The sequence below is a fragment of the Micromonospora sp. NPDC051227 genome, from assembly GCF_044455385.1.
Classification (GTDB): domain Bacteria; phylum Actinomycetota; class Actinomycetes; order Mycobacteriales; family Micromonosporaceae; genus Micromonospora.
Map to the genome: position 1 here is coordinate 99,951 of NZ_JBITET010000007.1, position 18,001 is coordinate 117,951.

General features: G+C 71.3%; 17 protein-coding genes and 3 pseudogenes. 8 read left to right on the top strand and 12 right to left on the bottom strand.

Translation table 11 applies throughout. From position 1 onward, the window contains the following. Nucleotides 1-145 precede the first annotated feature (145 nt). The 4 genes from ACIA47_RS18990 to ACIA47_RS19005 form a co-directional block, all read right to left on the bottom strand. Nucleotides 146-559, bottom strand: coding sequence for an Asp23/Gls24 family envelope stress response protein (locus ACIA47_RS18990; RefSeq protein ID WP_396709477.1), 414 nt, complete (start codon nt 557-559; stop codon nt 146-148). A 146-nt stretch (nt 560-705) separates the two neighbouring features. Continuing rightward, nucleotides 706-1,125: an Asp23/Gls24 family envelope stress response protein gene (locus ACIA47_RS18995; RefSeq protein WP_396709479.1), complete on the bottom strand. Its 420-nt coding sequence runs from the start codon at nt 1,123-1,125 to the stop codon at nt 706-708. 228 nt (nt 1,126-1,353) lie between these two features. Beyond that, nucleotides 1,354-2,355 (bottom strand): methylmalonyl Co-A mutase-associated GTPase MeaB, encoded by a 1,002-nt coding sequence (meaB, locus tag ACIA47_RS19000; protein ID WP_396709481.1) that lies wholly within the window; start codon nt 2,353-2,355, stop codon nt 1,354-1,356. Nucleotides 2,356-2,410: 55 nt separating this feature from the next. Beyond that, a complete protein-coding gene (locus ACIA47_RS19005) occupies nt 2,411-3,610 on the bottom strand; it encodes an acetyl-CoA C-acetyltransferase (RefSeq protein ID WP_396709483.1) in 1,200 nt (399 codons plus the stop codon). A gap of 61 nt (nt 3,611-3,671) precedes the next feature. Here ACIA47_RS19005 and mce point away from each other — a divergent pair, with 61 nt between their 5' ends. The 4 genes from mce to ACIA47_RS19025 all read left to right on the top strand — a co-directional run bounded on the left by mce (nt 3,672) and on the right by ACIA47_RS19025 (nt 9,704). Beyond that, nucleotides 3,672-4,148 carry a methylmalonyl-CoA epimerase gene (gene mce, locus ACIA47_RS19010; RefSeq protein ID WP_091405814.1) on the top strand — a complete coding sequence of 159 codons (477 nt, stop codon included), beginning with the start codon at nt 3,672-3,674 and terminating at the stop codon, nt 4,146-4,148. 335 nt (nt 4,149-4,483) lie between these two features. Next, the gene (ccrA, locus tag ACIA47_RS19015; RefSeq protein ID WP_203120499.1) at nt 4,484-5,839 is read left to right on the top strand and encodes a crotonyl-CoA carboxylase/reductase; all 1,356 of its coding nucleotides are present in this window, start codon (nt 4,484-4,486) and stop codon (nt 5,837-5,839) included. A 331-nt stretch (nt 5,840-6,170) separates the two neighbouring features. Next, nucleotides 6,171-7,436 carry a DivIVA domain-containing protein gene (locus ACIA47_RS19020; protein ID WP_091405818.1) on the top strand — a complete coding sequence of 422 codons (1,266 nt, stop codon included), beginning with the start codon at nt 6,171-6,173 and terminating at the stop codon, nt 7,434-7,436. 177 nt (nt 7,437-7,613) lie between these two features. Continuing rightward, complete coding sequence (locus tag ACIA47_RS19025) at nt 7,614-9,704, top strand: hypothetical protein (protein ID WP_396709486.1); 2,091 nt, start codon at nt 7,614-7,616, stop codon at nt 9,702-9,704. Between the two features lie 74 nt (nt 9,705-9,778). On the opposite strand, the gene ACIA47_RS19030 is transcribed toward ACIA47_RS19025, so the two are convergent. Together ACIA47_RS19030 and ACIA47_RS19035 are read right to left on the bottom strand one after the other, a co-directional pair. Then, nucleotides 9,779-10,753, bottom strand: a complete 975-nt coding sequence (locus tag ACIA47_RS19030; RefSeq protein ID WP_203120498.1) for a hypothetical protein — start codon at nt 10,751-10,753, stop codon at nt 9,779-9,781. A 101-nt stretch (nt 10,754-10,854) separates the two neighbouring features. Next, nucleotides 10,855-11,143, bottom strand: a pseudogene (locus ACIA47_RS19035) (hypothetical protein); the annotation flags it as partial. On the opposite strand from ACIA47_RS19035, the pseudogene ACIA47_RS19040 reads away from it, so the two are divergent. The 4 genes and pseudogenes from ACIA47_RS19040 to ACIA47_RS19055 all read left to right on the top strand — a co-directional run. Continuing rightward, nucleotides 11,104-11,196, top strand: a pseudogene (locus ACIA47_RS19040) (DNA-binding protein); the annotation flags it as partial. The pseudogenes ACIA47_RS19035 and ACIA47_RS19040 overlap by 40 nt on opposite strands. Nucleotides 11,197-11,285: 89 nt before the next feature. Continuing rightward, nucleotides 11,286-11,432, top strand: coding sequence for a hypothetical protein (locus ACIA47_RS19045; RefSeq protein ID WP_205780131.1), 147 nt, complete (start codon nt 11,286-11,288; stop codon nt 11,430-11,432). Continuing rightward, a complete protein-coding gene (locus tag ACIA47_RS19050) occupies nt 11,423-11,611 on the top strand; it encodes a DUF397 domain-containing protein (RefSeq protein ID WP_203120493.1) in 189 nt (62 codons plus the stop codon). Before ACIA47_RS19045 ends, ACIA47_RS19050 begins: the two co-directional genes overlap by 10 nt. Before the next feature lie 15 nt (nt 11,612-11,626). Beyond that, a complete protein-coding gene (locus ACIA47_RS19055) occupies nt 11,627-12,853 on the top strand; it encodes an AI-2E family transporter (RefSeq protein ID WP_396709489.1) in 1,227 nt (408 codons plus the stop codon). A 42-nt stretch (nt 12,854-12,895) separates the two neighbouring features. On the opposite strand, the gene ACIA47_RS19060 is transcribed toward ACIA47_RS19055, so the two are convergent. The 6 genes and pseudogenes from ACIA47_RS19060 to ACIA47_RS19085 all read right to left on the bottom strand — a co-directional run bounded on the left by ACIA47_RS19060 (nt 12,896) and on the right by ACIA47_RS19085 (nt 17,978). Next, on the bottom strand, nt 12,896-13,705 hold the full coding sequence (locus ACIA47_RS19060) for an alpha/beta hydrolase (RefSeq protein WP_396709491.1): 810 nt from the start codon (nt 13,703-13,705) through the stop codon (nt 12,896-12,898). Nucleotides 13,706-13,822: 117 nt separating this feature from the next. Continuing rightward, nucleotides 13,823-14,146: a hypothetical protein gene (locus ACIA47_RS19065; protein ID WP_350858561.1), complete on the bottom strand. Its 324-nt coding sequence runs from the start codon at nt 14,144-14,146 to the stop codon at nt 13,823-13,825. A gap of 67 nt (nt 14,147-14,213) precedes the next feature. After that, on the bottom strand, nt 14,214-14,681 hold the full coding sequence (locus tag ACIA47_RS19070; protein ID WP_396709778.1) for a hypothetical protein: 468 nt from the start codon (nt 14,679-14,681) through the stop codon (nt 14,214-14,216). A gap of 109 nt (nt 14,682-14,790) precedes the next feature. Then, nucleotides 14,791-14,949: pseudogene (locus ACIA47_RS19075) on the bottom strand (sigma factor); the annotation flags it as partial. 41 nt (nt 14,950-14,990) lie between these two features. After that, nucleotides 14,991-16,781, bottom strand: a complete 1,791-nt coding sequence (locus ACIA47_RS19080; protein WP_203120490.1) for a 3-hydroxyacyl-CoA dehydrogenase family protein — start codon at nt 16,779-16,781, stop codon at nt 14,991-14,993. Between the two features lie 126 nt (nt 16,782-16,907). Continuing rightward, entirely contained in the window at nt 16,908-17,978 is a 1,071-nt protein-coding gene (locus tag ACIA47_RS19085; protein WP_396709494.1) for an alpha/beta fold hydrolase, read from the bottom strand. Between the last annotated feature and the right edge of the window lie 23 nt (nt 17,979-18,001).

Below are 18,001 nucleotides of genomic sequence, written 5' to 3' on the forward strand. Positions count from 1 at the left end.
AAGTCACGCCCTACCGGCGAGTAACGGCAGACGCCACGCTGATCATGGAGTTGTGGTGGTACACAAATCCCGCAGCCGGGGCCAAACTGGCCACCACGACTGCATGATCGACCTGGGAGGTGGCGCAGGTCGCGCCGCACACCGCTCAGGCCGGGGGTGTAATGGGGGTTTCGCCGATCGCCATGTCGTCGACCCGGATGTTGACCTCATCGACCCGCAACCCGAAGGCCTCGACCGCCTCGGTCACACGAGCGCGCACCTGACCGGTGACCTCTGACACGGGTCGACCGGCCTCAATCACCAACACCAGGTTGACCACGACGGCGTCCCCGGTCACGTGGGCCGAGCAACCCCGCCGGGCGTCACCCACCTGGTCGAGCCCGACCCGGTCGAGAACCGCGTTGAAGAACCGGGCGACGTCCCCGCCCAGGTCGGCCACGCCGGGCACCGCGCGGGCCGCCGCGACGGCGATCTTCTCGATCACCTCGTCGGCAACCTGCGTCGTCCCGCCAGCCGGCACCGACGCCCTCGTCAGCTCCCGCGTTGCTTCCAAGTCCACAGTCGCTCCCCACTCCTCGCACCACCACGTTTGGGCACGTCCGGCCCCGGTGCAAATGGGGCGGTGCGAGCCTACTGGGACGATGCCGTCCCGGGATGTTCCTGGCGGACGGTCCGGCAGCCGTGAAACCGCCGGGCAGCTACGTCTCAGGCTCCGGCTGCCGCCCCCGGCTGGTTCAGCTCGATGTCGTCCACAGTGACGTTGACCTGGGTGACCGTCAGGCCGTACTTCTCCACCGCCTCGATCACCGCGGCCCGCACCGCCTCGGTCACGTCGGCCACGACGTGACCGGCGTCGATCACCAGTACCACGTTGATGACGGCCGAGCTGCCCTTCACGTCGGCCGACACGCCCCGCCGAGCGTCGCCCACCTCGTCCAGGCCGATCTTGTCCAGCACGCTGTTGAAGAACCGGGAAACATCACCGCCGAGATCGGCGACACCGGGCACGGCACGAGCGGCCGTACCGGCGATCTTCTCCACGACCTCGTCGGAAACCGACGTGACACCCCGGGCCGCGCCCGTCGCGGGCTGCACTACGCCAGCGTTCTCCACCGCGTCCGTCATGATCACATCTCCCCTGGTCCCGGTGCATTGTGGACCGACCGGCTCGTCAGCCCGCTTCGCGGAAGCCCCGCTTGCGGCCACGCGCGGCGAGCCTACTAAAACCAGAGCGACCTTCGCTTGCGGGCGTGCGGCGCGCCCCGACCGGCCGAATCGGCGACGGCTTCGGTCCGCACCGGACGGTGCCGATCGGGTTCCTCCAGGTGGACGCGCCGGCCGGCGGGTCGCCGGTCAGCGCGCGAGCTGGGCGAGCAACTCGTCCGCCGCCGTGTACGGGTCGATCGCGCCCTCGGCGACCTTGGTGGCGAGCGTGGCCAACTCCGTACCGTCGCGCAGTGAGCCGATCCGCGCGCGGAGGGTGCCGAGCGCGATCGCCTCGATCTCGGCGGCGGCCCGCGCCTCCTGGCGGCGGCGCAGCTCGCCGTGCTCGACCAGCCAGCCCCGGTGTTTGTCGATGGCGGCGGCGATGTCGTCGATGCCCTCGCCCCGCGCGGCGACCGACCGGACCACCTGGGGCCGCCACTGCCCCGGCCCGCGCTCACCGAGCGCGATCATGCCCTGGATGTCACGGACGGTGGCGTCGACGCCGTCCCGGTCCGCCTTGTTGACCACGAACACGTCGGCGATCTCCAGGATGCCGGCCTTGACCGCCTGGATCGCGTCGCCCATCCCGGGTGCGAGCAGCACCAGCGTCGTGTCGGCCAGCGAGGCGACCTCCACCTCGGCCTGCCCGACGCCGACCGTCTCGACCAGCACCACGTCGCAGCCGGCGCCCTCCAGCACCCGGACCGCCTGCGGCGTGGCCGCGGCCAGCCCGCCGAGGTGCCCCCGGCTGGACATCGACCGGATGTAGACGCCCGGATCGGTGGCGTGGTCCTGCATCCGCACCCGGTCCCCGAGGATCGCTCCGCCGGTGAACGGGCTGGACGGGTCGACCGCCAGCACGCCAACCCGGTGCCCGCGCGCCCGCAGCGCGCGGACCAGCTCGTTCGTGGTGGTCGACTTGCCCACCCCGGGTGAACCGGTCAGCCCGACCACCTGGGCCTGCCCGGCGTACGGCGCCAGCGCCGCGGCGATCTCCGGCAACAGCGCGTCACCGTTCTCCACCAACGTGATCAGGCGAGCCACCGCGCGGGGGTCGCCCGAGCGGGCCCGCTCGACCAGCAGCGGTACGTCCCGGCTGCGGCGCACCGACGTGGTGCCCGCTGCCGGGACGTGCTCAGCCTCGCTCACTGCGCCATCCCTGTTCGCGACTGCGGGGCTCGCAAGACCGGCTCACTCCTCGCGCTCACTGGCTGGTCTCGGCCTTGCCCGGCACGTGGATGATCAGCGCGTCGCCCTGGCCACCGCCGCCACACAGCGCGGCCGCGCCGGTGCCACCGCCACGCCGCTTCAACTCGAGGGCGAGGGTGAGTACGAGACGCGCGCCCGACATGCCGATCGGGTGCCCCAGCGCGATCGCGCCGCCGTTGACGTTGACCTTGTCCGGGCTGATCCCGAGGTCCCGGGTGGACTGGACACCGACCTGCGCGAACGCCTCATTGATCTCGATGAGGTCCAGGTCCGTCACGCTCAGGCCACCCTTCTTCAGGGCGTGGTTGATGGCGTTGGACGGCTGCGAGTGCAGCGAGTTGTCCGGGCCCGCCACGTTGCCGTGCGCACCGATCTCGGCCAGCCAGGTCAGCCCCAGCTCCTTCGCCTTGGCCTTGCTCATCACGAGCACCGCGGCGGCGCCGTCGGAGATCGGCGACGAACTGCCGGCGGTGATGGTGCCGTCCTTGGCGAAGGCGGGGCGCAGCTTGGCCAGCGACTCGACGGTGGTGTCCGGGCGGATGCCCTCGTCCTCGGTGATCACCAGCGGGTCACCCTTGCGCTGCGGGATGACCACCGGGGCGATCTCGTCGGCGAAGTGGCCGTTCTTCTGCGCCGCGGAGGCCCGCTGGTGGCTGGCGGCGGCGAAGGCGTCCTGCTCCGCGCGGGAGATGCCGTGCCTGGCACCGAGCCGCTCGGTCGACTCGCCCATCGAGCAGCAGTCCCAGGCGTCGCTGAGCCCGTCGTGTGCCATGTGGTCCTTGACCACCACGTCGCCGTACTTGTAGCCGGTGCGCTGGCCCATCAGCAGGTGCGGGGCGTTGGTCATCGACTCCATACCGCCGGCCACCACGATGTCGAACTCGCCGGCCCGGATCAGCTGGTCGGCCAGGGCGATCGCGTCCAGGCCGGAGAGGCAGACCTTGTTGATGGTCAGCGCCGGCACGGACATCGGCACGCCGGCCTCGACCGCCGCCTGCCGAGCCGGGATCTGGCCGGTGCCGGCCTGCAACACCTGCCCCATGATCACGTACTGGACCTGGTCCGGGCTGACGCCGGCACGCTCCAGCGCCGCCTTGATGGCGATCCCGCCGAGCTTCGTGGCCGGGAGGTCCTTGAGGTTGCCCAGCAGCCGGCCCATCGGGGTCCGTGCGCCGCTGACGATCACCGAAGCCATGCCTGCCTCCGAGGGGGTGCCGAGCTGTACGCCTTAACGATTGTTCGGCCAGACTAGCGCCATGGCAGAGAACTCCCCCGTCGAGCCCGGTGCGGACTACGTCACAGACATCGGGCTTCGCAAGATTGACCACGTCGGGATCGCCGTGGCCGACCTGGACGCCGCGATCGACTTCTACCAGCGGACGTTCGGGATGCGCTGCGTCCACGTGGAAACCAACACCGAGCAGGGCGTTCGGGAAGCGATGCTGGCCGTCGGGCCGACCACCGAGGGTGGCTGCGTGCAGTTGCTCGCCCCGCTCACCCCGGAGTCGACGATCGCGAAGTTCCTGGACCGCAACGGGCCGGGCGTGCAGCAGGTCGCGTACACGGTCGTGGACATCGACGTGGCCTGCGCGGCGCTACGTGAGCGCGGCATGCGCCTGCTCTACGACGCTCCGAGGCGTGGCACCGCGGACAGCCGGATCAACTTCGTGCACCCCAAGGACGCCGGTGGCGTCCTCGTCGAACTGGTCCAGCCCGCTCCCACCCCCCACTGACGCCCCACCCCCGCCCCTCGTTGCTCAAGAGGTTTGCGTCATCCCGCGCCGCAGAGATGACCGGGAGCTCTTGATCAACGAGGGGCGGCGTCCGTTGGAGGGCGGGTGCACGCACGTCAGTGCGCGGTTGGCGGGGTGGTTGGACACCTTCACGCATCGGCGGATGCAGTTTTTCACAGAGGACTTCCCGGCCTAGCTACCGTTCAGTAACGTCCGGCCCCACAGGAGCGCGACCGGTGCCGGATGTGTCGAATGCCGACATGGCGGTCGTGCCCACCGGCGCCGACGATGGCAGCACCCGGACCCGTGCGGGTGCGGACGAACCGGAGGTCACCGTGCAGGACATCCTCGAAGCGATCATGGCGGCGGAGGAATCGAACGATCCGGACCGCGAACTCGCCGGCGTCGCCGGGCTGCCCGTACCGGAGAGCTACCGGGGCGTGGTGGTCCGCGCCGAGGAGGCCCGGATGTTCGACGGCATGGCCACCCGGGACAAGGACCCGCGCAAGGCGCTGCACGTGCAGGAGGTGCCGACGCCGGAGCTGGGTCCGGGCGAGGCCCTGGTCGCCGTGATGGCCAGCGCGATCAACTACAACACCGTGTGGACCAGCATCTTCGAGCCGGTGTCCACCTTCAAGTTTCTCCAGCGTTACGGCCGGCTCTCCGAGCTGACCCGCCGGCACGACCTGCCGTACCACGTGGTCGGCTCGGACGCGGCGGGCGTGGTGCTGCGCACCGGCCCCGGGGTGACCCGCTGGGCGCCCGGCGACGAGGTGGTCGCGCACTGCCTCTCCGTCGAACTGGAGGACGCGGCCGGGCACGACGACACCATGCTCGACCCGCAACAGCGGATCTGGGGCTTCGAGACCAACTTCGGCGGGCTGGCCGAGCTGGCGGTGGTCAAGGCCAACCAGCTGATGCCCAAGCCGCGGCACCTGAGCTGGGAGGAGGCGGCCAGTCCCGGGCTGGTCAACTCCACCGCGTACCGGCAGCTCGTCTCGCACCACGGCGCCAACATGAAGCAGGGCGACGTCGTGCTGATCTGGGGCGCCTCTGGCGGCCTCGGCGGTTACGCCACCCAGATGGCGCTCAACGGCGGCGCGATTCCGGTCTGCGTGGTGTCCTCACCGGAGAAGGCCGAGCTGTGCCGCAAGATGGGCGCGGAGCTGGTCATCGACCGGGCCGCGGAGGGCTTCCGCTTCTGGAAGGACGAGGAGACCCAGGACCCGGACGAGTGGCGGCGCTTCGGCGAACGAATTCGCGAGCTGACCAGCGGCGAGGACCCGGACATCGTGTTCGAGCACCCAGGTCGGGAGACGTTCGGCGCCAGCGTCTACGTGGCCCGGCGCGGCGGGACCATCGTCACCTGCGCCTCCACCAGCGGCTTCCTGCACCAATACGACAACCGCTACCTGTGGATGCACCTCAAGCGGATCGTGGGCAGCCACTTCGCCAACTACCACGAGGCGTGGCAGGCCAATCGCCTGGTCGCGCTCGGCAAGGTGCACCCCACGGTGTCCCGCACCTACCCGCTGGAGCAGACCGGCCAGGCCGCGTACGAGGTGCACCGCAACGCCCACCAGGGCAAGGTCGGCGTGCGCTGCCTCGCACCCACCGACGGGCTGGGCGTACGTGACGGGGAGTTGCGGGCCCGACACGAGGACGCGATCAACCGCTTCCGGGGTCACTGAGCGGCACCGCCGACCCTCGGGGGCACCGACGGGCATCCGGAGCCGGGGCGGGTCCCGGCCGGACGGTGGAACGCTGGATGACCATTGCGCTGATCGCTCATTGTTCTTCCGCCCCCATTAGCGGATAGGCCACCCGGATCGAACAAAGGGCCTCGGGGTAACCCCGGGGCCCTTTTCCGCGTCACGCTGCGTGGCGTCCGACAGGCCGGGACCTGCCAAGATCGCCGATTGGTCCAACCTGGCCGATCGCGGGAGTTGACCATGTAAAGAGGGCACGAAAGCTTCGCACCGCTCTTGCGAAGCACCCTGGGGCGTCTGCCAGTATGTCCCAATGCCCCAGCAGCAGTCCTCCCCTCTCGCGTTCTTCGATAACGCGAACTCGCAGCCAGATTTCACCGTTGGCCTGCGCGGATACAACACTCATCAGGTCGACGACTTCCTCGGCCGGATGACCGCCGCGCTGACCCAGTCCGAGCAGGCCCGTGCCGAGGCCGAGCAGCGGATGAACGACGCCCAGCGTCGGCTCCGCCAGGCCGAGCAGCGCATGAGTGCGCTGGAGCAGAAGCTCACCGACACGAACAAGCAGCTCGAAGAGAACAGCCGACCCACCCTCTCCGGGCTCGGCACGCGCGTTGAGCAGATCCTCCGGCTCGCCGAGGAGCAGGCCAACGACCACCGCAACGAGGCCAAGCGCGAGTCGGAGGGCATCCTCTCCGCCGCCCGCCTCGAGGCCCGCGAGATCACCGACAAGGCCCGCGCCGAGGCCGCCGCCATGAAGGCGAGCGCCGAGCGCGAGGCGGGCAACCTGCGTACGGCCGCCGAGCGCGAGGCCGCCGAGGTCCGGGTGCAGGCTCGCCGCGAGGCCGACACGCTGCGCGCCGACGCCGACCGGGAGACCAAGCAGCTGCGTACGGTCACCGCGCACGAGGTGGCCGAGCTGAAGTCGACCGTCGAGCGGGAGGTCGCCACCCTGCGGGCCACCGCCGAGCGGGAGATCACCCAGCAGCGGGCGAAGGCCGCCCGCGAGGCTGAGGAGAAGCGCGCCGAGGCGACCAAGCTGCTCACCGATGCGCGGGACAAGCGCGACAAGGACCTGCAGGCTCTGGAGCTCCAGCTGGCCGAGCGGCGGGAGAAGGCCGAGCGCGAGGAGTCCGAGCGGCACGCCGCTCAGGTCGCGCAGACCCAGAAGATGGTCAGCGAGGCCGAGCAGCGTGCCCGGGCCGCGCAGGAGCGGGCCAAGGAGATCGAGCAGCGCGCCGAGGCGCGGCGGGTCGAGTCGGAGCGCAACGCCGCCGAGACGGTCGACAAGGCCAAGGCCCACTCGGAGAAGACCCTCAACGAGGCGAAGGCCGAGTCGCAGCGCCTGCTCACCGAGGCCCGCACCGAGGCGGAGCTGACCACGCAGGCCGCCCGCCGCGAGGTCGAGGACCTCACCCGGCAGAAGGACGCTGTCACGTCGCAGCTGGGTCAGATGCTCTCCGGCCTCGCCGGCATCGTTCCGGGAATGCCGGCGCAGGCCGCTCCGGCTGCCAAGCCGGAAGCAGCCAAGAAGACCGATGGCGGTCAGGAGCGGGTGCCCGCGGAGACCGCCGGCTGACGCGAGGCGTCAGGTCGGGGCATCGACGGCGCGAGGTGACACCGGGTAACCGGTGCCACCTCGCGCCGTATGCGTTTCCTAACCCCTGGTATTCGGTGACCGCAACGGAGTGAAGTAGCTCCCACAAGGCCCGTCCGTATCGCCCCAGCAGGGCCCGTTGCGTGTGAGGATGGGGGCATGTCGCACGGCGAGGAACTGTTCGCTCTCGGCGGGGACGTGACGACGGAGCCCAGCTTCGAGTCCGCTCTGCGGGGGTACGAGAAGAAACAGGTCGACCGTTATGTCGCACGTGCTGAGCACGAGATCGCGACCCTCGCCTCCGAACGGGAACAGGCGTACACACAGATCCACAAGCTCGCCGGCCAGGTCGAGGTTCTCCAGCGCGACCTGACCCAGGTGCGCAAGCAGATGAACGTGGTCGACCGGGCGTCGTTCCGGCACCTCGGCCCGCGGGTCGAGTCGATCCTCACTCTCGCCGAGGAGCAGGCCGAGCAGATCCTCGCCGACGCGAACGGGGAGATCGAGGCGCGTCGTGCCGCGGCCGAGCACATCATCGAGGAGGCCCGCGAGCAGGCCGCGCGGGCTCTGAAGGACTTCGAGATCGCCCTCGCCGCCCGACGCGCGGAGGAGGAGCGGCACAGCGCCGCCCAGCGGGCCGAGGCGGACGCGACCCTGCGGGCGGCCAAGGACGAGTCGGCGCAGTTGCGCAAGGCGGCGCAGGACGCGCTGGCGAAGGCCCAGCAGGAGGCCACCCAGCTGCGGGATTCCGCCAAGGAGATCCACACCCGGGCCCAGCAGGAGGCCACCAAGCTGCGCGAGACGGCCCGCGAGACGCTGGCCAACGCCCGGCAGGAGGCCAGCGATCTGCGCGATGCCGCCAAGGAGGTGCACGCCAAGGCGCTCCAGGAGGCCAAGCGGCTCACCGACACGGCGACCGAGGCCGGGCGGGCCACCCATGCCAAGGCCCAGCAGGAGGCCAAACAGATCATCGACGACGCGTCGATGGCCGGCCGGGCCACCCGCGCGAAGGCGCAGCAGGAGGCCGAGCGGCTGACGACGCAGGCCACCGAGTCGGCGAAGCGCAGCCGCGCCGAGACCGAGGCGTACGTGCAACGAATGCGCACCGAGACCGAGGCGTACGTGCAGCACACCCGGGCGCAGACCCAGCAGGAGCTGGGCGCGTGGCGGGCCGGGGTGGAGCAGGAGGTCAACTCCCGTCGGGAGGCGGCCGACCGGGAGTTGGCGCAGCGACGGTCCGCGGCCGAGCAGGAGTTCGCCAAGCGCCGCGACGAGCTGGACAAGCAACACGCGGCGCGCCAGCAGGAGCTGGAGGCCGGGCTCGCCAGCCGTCAGCAGGAGCTGGAGAACGGGTTCACCACCCGTCAGGACGAGCTGGAGAACGAATACTCGGCCCGGAAGAACGAGCTGGAGACCGAGTACACGGCTCGCAAGAACGAGATCGAGCAGGGCGCGGCCAGCGTCCGTCAGGCGGCCGAGCAGGACGCGGCGGCGCTGCGCCAGCGGTCCGAGGCGGAGGCCGCCGAGCTGCTGAGCCAGGCCGAGGCGGAGGCCAGCGACAAGCGCCGCAAGGCCGACGAGCATGTCGCGGCGTCCCGGCGGCAGTTCGAGGAGTACGCGGCCACCACTCAGCAGCACCTGGCCACCACTCAGCAGCACCTGGCGGCGACCCAGCAGGAGTCGGCGGCGGGCCGTCAGCAGTTGGCCCAGGTGATGTTGGAGATCGCTCAGGCCCAGCAGCAGCTCGCAGACCTGCGGCAGGAGACCTGGAAGGCCCGGCAGGAGTCCGACGAGCTCCAGCGTCAGATGTCCGAGCTGCGGTTGCAGAGTGTCGCCGGTCCGATCGACGGCCCGACCGCGCCGGCCGGAGACGCCAGCGCGAACGGAGGCGGGCCCGGTGGTGGGGACGACGGCGTGAGCGTTGCCGCCGGCGCGGCCTCCGGGTCGGGTACGGGCACCGGGCTGAAGACGGAGCCCGCCGACACCAGGCAGCCGGTGAACGCCGGCGCGGAGGAGTCCGGGCAGTCCACGACCCGGCCGGTGGCCGAGCCGGTGACCACCGTGGATGGTGGGACGGCGAGCGCCGGGGTGGACGGGGAGCCGACCGTGGCCGCCGTTCCGGGCGAGGGTGGCCGGGGCGCCAAGCCCACCAAGATCACTAGCACCGGTGAGAACGGCAAGCGACCGACAAAGCCAACCACCGACGAGCGCAGCGCCAAGCCCAGCAAGGTCACCATCGAGAAGGAGTGACGGGCACGCGAGCCCGCGTGAGCTTCGAGATCTTGGACACTTTCCGTCAGCGGCTGACGGAAAGTGTCCAAGATTCACTTTTGCGTCGGGTGACGCAGGGGTGGGGTGGGGGTCCAGCCGGCTGCCACGAGAGCGCGGCGGACGGTGTCGGCGACCTCGTCCGGGCGGGCGCGAACCAGCCAGGCCGGGAAGCGCAGGATTCGGTCGCCGCTGGTCCAGACGTCGTTCTGCCGACGCATGTCCGCCGCCCACTGCTTGGCGTCCATGTGGTGCGCGCCGTCGATCTCCACCTGCACCCGCCACTCCCGCCAGTACGCGTCCAGCCAGCGGTTCCGGCCGGCCGCGTCGACCCGGTGTTCCTGAAGGTCGGGGGCGGGCAGCCGGTGCCGGCGGCACAGCCGCAGAAAGTCGATCTCCGAGAGCGCCTGCGCGCCGCCCGCGATGTCGCTGATGGTCTGCCCGATCAGCCGCCGACGGGGGACCCGAGGGAGGACGTCGAGCACCGCCTGCAACTCCTCGGGCAGCACCCGGCGTTGCTGGCAACCGGCGGCCAGCACCGACTGCGCCTCGTCCACGCCGGCCGCCCAGCCCGACGCGTCCACCAGCGCCCGCGCAGTCGTGGTGCGCGGTGGGCGGGCATGTTGGAGATGGGCCTCGGGGAGGACCGTCGTGCGATGGACCAGCACCGCAGGCATGTCGATCGGCAGTCGACGTAGGGTGGTCCGCGCGGCACGGCGGGCTGCCGGCACCAGCACGTGCAGCGGTTCGCGTCGCAGCCCCCGTACCCCGGCTTCGGCGGCGGCGGACACCCCGGCCAGCACCGCCCCCGGCCCGGCCGCCAGCACCGCCACCCAGAGCTGTTGGTCGCGGGTGAGTCGGCCGTTGCCGACCAGCAGGATCCCGCGACAGATCGACCGCCACCGACCGGAGCGAATCCGGCCCCGCACCCGCCCCTCGCTGAGCAACCCGGCGATCTGCGCGGTCGTCAGCACGCCCGCCTGCTCGAAGGCGAGCCAGTCGAGTGCGTCGGCGTCATCGGCGGGCAGCATCCCGACAGCCTTCGCCGTCGACCGCCGCCGCACCACCAGATCTTGGACACTTACCGTTAGGGCGTAACGGAAAGTGTCCAAGATCTGCGCGCCGGCCGGGTCTAGCCGACGTCCGGAGGTGGGTCGATGATCGGGCGGCGGAACGGGCCCCACGCCACGAAGCGTTCGAACAACTCCCGGGGCGCCGGCCCGTCGTAGGGATTGAGCTGGTAGAGGTCGTGCCGCCTCGTGGTAGAGCCCGGCGAGGTAGATGGTCAGCGCGGCCGGGTCCTCGTCGAACTCCGCCTTGAGCAGCAGCCGGGCTGGTTCAGCCGGAGCCGCCGCAGTTCGTCGCGGTCGTCGACGAGTTGGTGCTGCGGCGTGCCGGCGAGGAGGTCCGCGGGTTGATGGTCGAGCAGATCACCCACCTCGTCGCCAGTCTGGAGCGACCACACGTCAGCCTGCACATCGTTCCGGCCGAGACCGGGCTGCACGTCGGCCTTTCCGGGCCGTTCAATCTGCCCGAGGCGCCGACGGTGGTTGGGTGGGGCACATGGAGCACCAGATTGACGGCCTCGTGGTCGATGGCGACCATGAGGTGGCTACGCTGCTGGCGCGCTGGGAGATGATCAGAAACGGTGCGTTGTCCCGCCGCCAGTCGATCGAACTGATGAAGGAAGTTGTGACCTCATGGACCTGACCGGCGCGCTCTGGCGCACGTCCAGCCGTAGCGGCAACGGAGAGTGTGTCGAGGTGGCGGACAACCTGCCCGGAGTGGTGGGGGTGCGGGACAGCAAGGACTCGTCCGGTCCGGTGCTGGTGTTCGCGCCTGCCGCGTGGCGGGCGTTCGTGGCCGTCGCCCGTCGTCCCACCGCCTGAGCCGGGAGGTCCCTGGTGCCGCAGCACGTCCCGTCCGGCGACGACCCCTCCGGCGACGACCCGGACGTGACCCCCGGTCTCCGGTCGGCGGAGACACCGCAGCCGGCGGATATGCCACCGCCTGCGGAAACACCACCGCCGGTGCCGGTCCCCGTCCCGGGGGTCGACCCGGAGGAGCCGCCGGCGGTCCCGCCCGGAAAGTTCGGCACACCGGGGCGGCCACTGCGCCGCAGCAGTTTCCTGCTCGGCTTCACCGGTGCGCTGGGCGTGCTGCTGGCGTACACCCTCTATCTGGGGATTCGCAATGCCGGCGGCATCCTCGTGCTGGTGGTGATCGCGCTCTTCCTCGCGGTCGGCCTCAACCCGGCGGTGGTCCGACTGGGCCGCTGGGGTGTGCCGCACGGCCTGGCGGTGGCGGGGGTCGCCCTGACTGTGGTGCTGCTGCTCTGCGGCGGCGTGGTGGCGCTGGTGCCACCGATCGTCACCCAGTCGGGGCAGTTCATCGACCAGATCCCGAGCCTGCTCGACGAGTTGCGCCGCAACCCGACGGTCAATGACCTGGTGGAGCGGTACGACGTGGTGGAGCGGGTGCAGGGCGCTGCCAACGCGGAGACTGTCGGACGGGCGCTCGGCGGGGTGCTGGGCGGCGCACAACTGATCTTCGGCACGGTGTTCCGGACGCTGACCGTGCTGGTGCTTACCATCTACTTCCTGGCGTACTTCGACAAGCTGCGCTCGCTGGGCTACTCGTTGGTGCCCCGGTCGCGGCGGCAGCGGGTGCAGCTGATCGGTGACGAAATACTGGCCAAGGTTGGCGCCTACATGGTCGGCGCGCTGAGCATCGCGGTGCTGGCCGGCTCGACCACCTTCGTCTTCGCGCTGATCGTCGACCTGCCGTACCCGTTCGCGCTGGCCGTGGTGGTCGCGGTGACCGACCTGATCCCGCAGATCGGCGCCACCCTGGGCGCGGTGATCGTGAGTCTGGTCGGCTTCGCCGCCGACCTGCCCACCGGTATCGCCTGCGCGGTCTTCTTCCTCATCTACCAGCAGGTGGAGAACTACCTCATCTACCCGAAGGTGATGCGGCGTTCGGTGGAGGTCAACGAGGTGGCCGCCCTGCTGGCCGCACTGCTCGGGGTGGCGCTGCTGGGTGTGGTGGGCGCGCTGATCGCCATCCCCACGGTGGCCGCGCTGCAACTGATCCTGCGCGAGGTGGTGCTGCCCCGCCAGGAGCGCCGCTGAGCGTCAGCCCGCCGACCGGAGGCCAGACCGCGGGCCGGTGGATCAGTCCGCCTTGGCGGCGGCCGGGCCGGGGACGGGGGTGTCGGCGAAGGCGGCCACCGTCCGGTCGGCGTACGCGCTGACGTCGCCGGCCTCCATCGGGCCGTCCCAGGTTGTCGGCAGCGGCACCTCGACGGCCGGGTTGACCCGCCGGACGATTTCGTCCAGCACCGTCTCCGCGTCGCCCACCCACAGGTGCTTGGCACCCGGCACCCCCACCACCTCGGCCTGCGGCACGGCGGCGAACCGCTCCCGCGCCTCAGTGGGGCGCAGGTAGTCGTCGAACTCCGGCACCAGCGCCACCAGCGGCCAACCCGAGTCGGCCCAGGTGGCCAGGTCCTCGGGGGCGGAGAAGCGCAGCGGCGGCGAGAGCAGGATCGCCCCGGCGATCGCCGGGTCGCAGCCGTACTTCAGTGCCAGGTCGGTGCCGAACGACCAGCCGACGAGCCAGACGTTGGGCAGCTCGGCGAACTCCGCGTACTCGATGGCGGCGGCCACGTCGTACCGCTCGCCCACCGCGCCGTCGAAGGCTCCCTCGCTGGTGCCGCGCACGCTGCTGGTGCCCCGGGTGTTGAACCGCAGCACCGCCAGGTCGGCCAGCGCGGGCAGCCGCCAGGCTGCCTTGCGGAACACGTGGCTGTCCATCATTCCGCCGTGGGTGGGCAGCGGGTGCAGGCAGACCAGGGTGGCCACCGGCGGTCGGTCGGCCGGCAGGGCCAGCTCACCGACCAGCCGCAGACCGTCGGCGGTGTGCAGCTCGATGTCCTCCCGGCGGCCGGGCAGGATCGACGACGCGCGGATCGCTGTGCTCACCGCCCAAGTCTGTCGTGAAGTCGCCGCCGCCGCCCGCCCAGGCACGAACAGGGTGACCCAGGTCGCTACCGGGCGGGTCGCCAAACCCTTACCCGGCAGCGCCCCGGGCGCGGTCGCTCAGTAGCGCGGGGAGCCCCGGCCACGCTGCACCGCCGGGCCGCGCCGGTCCCGGGCGCGCCAGCAGCCGCTGTGCCAGTGCCGCCGGTCGGTCAGGTCACCCAGGCCGTCCGCCGGCCAGGCCACCAGGTGCGCCACCCCCGGTCGGATCTCCTGGTCACAACCGGGGCAGCGGTACGTCTTGACCGACGCGCCCGCGCCGATGCCGCGTACCTGCCAGGCACCGTCGGTCCACTGCTGCACCGAGGCGACGCCCTGCCGGACCCGGTCGGCGTCCAGGTTGGCGTTCTCGTCCCGGCGAGGGCGATTGCGACGGGGGCTCACAGTCACCAAGCGTACGTTCCGTCGGACGGGACGACCCCGTGGCCAGCCCGCCCGACAGCTGAGATCACTACCAGCTGTCCGGTTGGATCGGATCGGTGGCGATCCGCGCTCCCGCCAGCAGGACCGTCGCGTCCGCCTCGGTGAATCTGCTTGGCGGGTCTTCGCTCCCCTGGGGCAGGCCGAAATCGACAGCCGCTGTCGTCCCCTTGATGCCCACCAGCTCCAACGTCGTCCCATTCGGGGAGAGGAACGCGGGTCGACCACCGACGGTCCGGTTCGCCCTGGTGCTCGTGCCCGCTGTGCTCAGGTACTGGTACCGCACCCACATGACCTGGTGGTCCGGCCGCTGAAGAGTGAGGTGGGCGGTGATGAGACGCGGGTACGAGGCGACGCCGACCGAGCAGGCGGTGACCTTCGCGCCGGCGGGGAGGGCGTCCAGCCGTAGCGGCGCCGCGCAACGCCGGGCCTCGTTGAAGCGCAGCGCTTGGACCGCCTCCTTTGTCCGCCACGCTGAGCCGTAGGGACTCGCCCCCACCGCTGACCTCCCAGCCGAGGTAGCGGGCCCGGGCCGGGTCGAGGCCGAAGTGCAGCACGTCCGGGTCGGTGCCGACCAGCGCCGGGTCGGCGGCAGCCCCGGGCACCCCGTCGGGCCGGTCCGCCCGGGAGATCTTGCGCCAGTGCACGTACGCCCGGGACAGCACCTCCTGGGTGAGATCCTCGGCCCGGTGCTCGTCACCGGTCAGCAGCCGCGCCAGCCGGATCAGGGCCGGGCCGCGGCTGCCGACGTACTCCTCGAAAATCACACCATGCAGACGCCGCCGGAGCCGCCCGGCGTTTGACCCGGTCAGCGGTGCGAGTGGTCGCGGAAGCCGCGGCGGGTCTTGCGGCCCAGGTAGCCGGCGGTGACCAGGTGCTCCAGCAGCGGCGCGGGCGCGAAGCCCGGCTCGCGCAGTTCCAGGTACAGCTCGCGCTGGATGGCCAGGGAGACGTCCAGCCCGACCACGTCGAGCAGCTCGAACGGGCCCATCGGGTAGCCGCAGCCCAACTTCATGGCGTGGTCGATGTCGTCGGCCGTCGAGTAGCTGGCCTCCAGCATCTTCACCGCGTCGTTCAGGTACGGGAAGAGCAGCGCGTTGACGATGAAGCCGGACCGGTCGCCGCAGACCACACCGGTCTTGCCGAGCGCGGCGCAGACGGCGCGGGCGGTGGCGGTGGCCTCCGGGGAGGTGCGGATGGTGCGGACGACCTCGACCAACGGCATGACCGGGGCCGGGTTGAAGAAGTGCAGCCCCACCACGTCCGCCGGCCGCTGGGTGGCCATCGCCACGTCGATCACCGGCAGCGACGAGGTGGTGGTGGCCAGCACCACGCCCGGCTTGCAGATCTCGTCGAGGCTGGCGAAGAGGGCCTTCTTGACGCTCAACTCCTCGACGACGGCCTCGACCACCAGGTCGACGTCGGCGAGATGGTCGAGCGTGGCGGACCAGCTGATCCGGCCCAGGGCGGCGTCCCGGTCGGCCTCGGCGAGCTTGCCGCGCACCACGCCCTTGTTCAGCGAGGTCTTCACCGCCTCGCAGACCTTCGCGGACTTCTCCATGCCACGGGTCACCGAGACGACCTCGTAGCCGGCCTTCGCGAAGACCTCGATGATCCCGGTGGCCATCGTTCCGGAGCCGACCACGCCGACCTTCGCGATGGCGCGCGCGCCGTCGGCGAGCGCGCCGTCCGTGGCCAGCGGCGTCGCCTCATCCGGTACGACCACCGGGGAGCCGGGCCGTTCGTAGGTGTAGAAGCCCCGGCCCGACTTCCGGCCGAGCAGCCCTGCCGTCACCATCTGCTTGAGCAGCGGCACCGGGGCGTGTCGGCGGTCCCGCCCGCCGCGCCGGTACATGGTGTCCAGGATCTCGTACGCGGTGTCCAGGCCGATCAGGTCCATCAACGCCAGCGGGCCCATCGGCAGGCCGCAGCCGAGCTTCATGGCGGCGTCGATGTCCTCCCGCGTCGCGTAGTGCGACTCGAACATGCCGACCGCGTGGTTGAGGTAGCCGAAGAGCAGCGCGTTGGCGATGAAGCCGGCCCGATCGTTGATGGTGACGTCGACCTTGCCGAGCCGGGCGCAGAGCGCCTCCACGTCGGCGACCACCTCGGGTGCGGTGACGACAGTGCGGACCACCTCGACCAGCTTCATCACCGGGGCCGGGTTGAAGAAGTGGATGCCGATCACCTGGTTGGGTCGGCTGGTGGCGACGGAGATCTCGGTGACGCTCAACGACGAGGTGTTGGTGGCGAGGATCGTCTCCGGTCGGCAGACCCGGTCCAGTTCCGCGAAGATCCGCTGCTTGAGGTCCAGGTGCTCGGGCACCGCCTCGATGACCAGGTCGACGGAGTGCAGCGCGTCCAGCCCGACCGCGAAGTGCACCCGCTCGTGCAGGGCGTCGCGGTCCGCCTCGGCGAGCTTGCCCTTGGCGACCGCCCGGTCGGTGGAGCCCTTCAGGGTGGCCCGGCCGCGCTCCAGCGCCGGCGCGGAGATTTCCACGGCCACCACGTCGATGCCGTTGCGGGCGAAGACCTCGACGATGCCGGCACCCATGGTGCCCAGCCCCACCACACCCACGGTGCTGAACTCGCGCCCCACGACCGGCCTCCCCAGAGACTCCGCACGGCCACTGAACGGCCGCTAAGGTTATGCGCGCGAGTCTGCCACGTGACGGTGAGTTGTCGAGACGCCGTGGCATATTTCACCCACGGCCCAGCGGCGCCGCTACCCGGCCGACACGCTGGTCAGGGCCAACAACTCCGCGACGAACTCCGCCGGGCGCTCCAGGTGCGGGCTGTGCCCGCAACCGGGCAACACCACCTCGTGGTACGCGCCGCCGGCCGCGGCGTACCGGTCGAGCACCGCCCGGGTCTGGCCGACCATCGGCTGCGGTGGGCAGGCGTCCGCGCCGGGCCAGCCGGGCACGAGATCCAGCGAACCCAGGTACGCCAGGTCGAAGAGCGAGGTGTCCGAGACGATGACGTCGACGTCTCCGCGTACCCAGGTGACGGGCGGTTTCTCGGCGACGGCCACCAGTTCGTCGGCGAGCCGGAACCAGGTCGGCGCGAGCGCGTTGAGCACCCCGCGCTCCCCCGGCGCGGTGCCCGGCCAGTTCTCCGACGGCACCGCCGTGCCCGGGTAGTTGTCGTCCCCGGTGGCGGTGGAGAGCACGGTGTCCAGCAGCAGTTCCTCGTCCTCGACCAGAGAGGCGGGATCGGCCACATAGGTGGCTCGCAGCACGGCGCGGGGGCTGGCCGGCGCGTCCGTGCTCCGGTCGCCGGCCGCGAGGCGGGCGACGAAGTCCGGGTTCGCCGTGCCGGCGCCGGTGCCTGCGAAGTCGGCTGTGGTTGGCGTGCCGATCAGGTCGCGGGTGCCGCCGAAACCGTACGGGGAGACCGGTGCGGCGAGCAGCAACGCCCCCACCCGGTGCGGGTGGTCGACCAGCAGGCGCATCGCCACCCCGCCGCCGAGGGAGTGCCCGACCACCACCGGGCAAGCGTCGGCGTCGAAGAGCGTCGGGTCGTCCAGCAGGGCGGCCACGTCGTCGGCGAAGTCCCGCAGGCCCCGGGTGGCGTCCACCGGGGCGGTCGCGGAGTCGCCGTACCCCCGCAGGTCGGGGGCGACCACCCGCAGCGTCGGTGGCAGACGGCGGACCAGCGGCTCCCAGAACAGCGCGGACGAGCAGTTGCCGTGGATCAGCAACACCGGTGTGCCGTCCGGCGGGCCGGCCACCCGTACCGCCTGGGTGATGCCGTTCGCCGTCACGGTCCGCTGCTCGGTCTCCATCCGCGGCATGGTGCCACGGGTGTCCCCGCCGG

Coding starts and splice junctions, on each gene's coding strand:
- ACIA47_RS18995 (WP_396709479.1), bottom strand. CDS start 1,125: ATGACGGACGCGGTGGAGAACGCTGGCGTAGTGCAGCCCGCGACGGGC.
- ACIA47_RS19005 (WP_396709483.1), bottom strand. CDS start 3,610: ATGGCTTCGGTGATCGTCAGCGGCGCACGGACCCCGATGGGCCGGCTG.
- mce (WP_091405814.1), top strand. CDS start 3,672: ATGGCAGAGAACTCCCCCGTCGAGCCCGGTGCGGACTACGTCACAGAC.
- ACIA47_RS19020 (WP_091405818.1), top strand. CDS start 6,171: ATGCCCCAGCAGCAGTCCTCCCCTCTCGCGTTCTTCGATAACGCGAAC.
- ACIA47_RS19025 (WP_396709486.1), top strand. CDS start 7,614: ATGTCGCACGGCGAGGAACTGTTCGCTCTCGGCGGGGACGTGACGACG.
- ACIA47_RS19030 (WP_203120498.1), bottom strand. CDS start 10,753: ATGCTGCCCGCCGATGACGCCGACGCACTCGACTGGCTCGCCTTCGAG.
- ACIA47_RS19045 (WP_205780131.1), top strand. CDS start 11,286: ATGGAGCACCAGATTGACGGCCTCGTGGTCGATGGCGACCATGAGGTG.
- ACIA47_RS19050 (WP_203120493.1), top strand. CDS start 11,423: ATGGACCTGACCGGCGCGCTCTGGCGCACGTCCAGCCGTAGCGGCAAC.
- ACIA47_RS19085 (WP_396709494.1), bottom strand. CDS start 17,978: ATGCCGCGGATGGAGACCGAGCAGCGGACCGTGACGGCGAACGGCATC.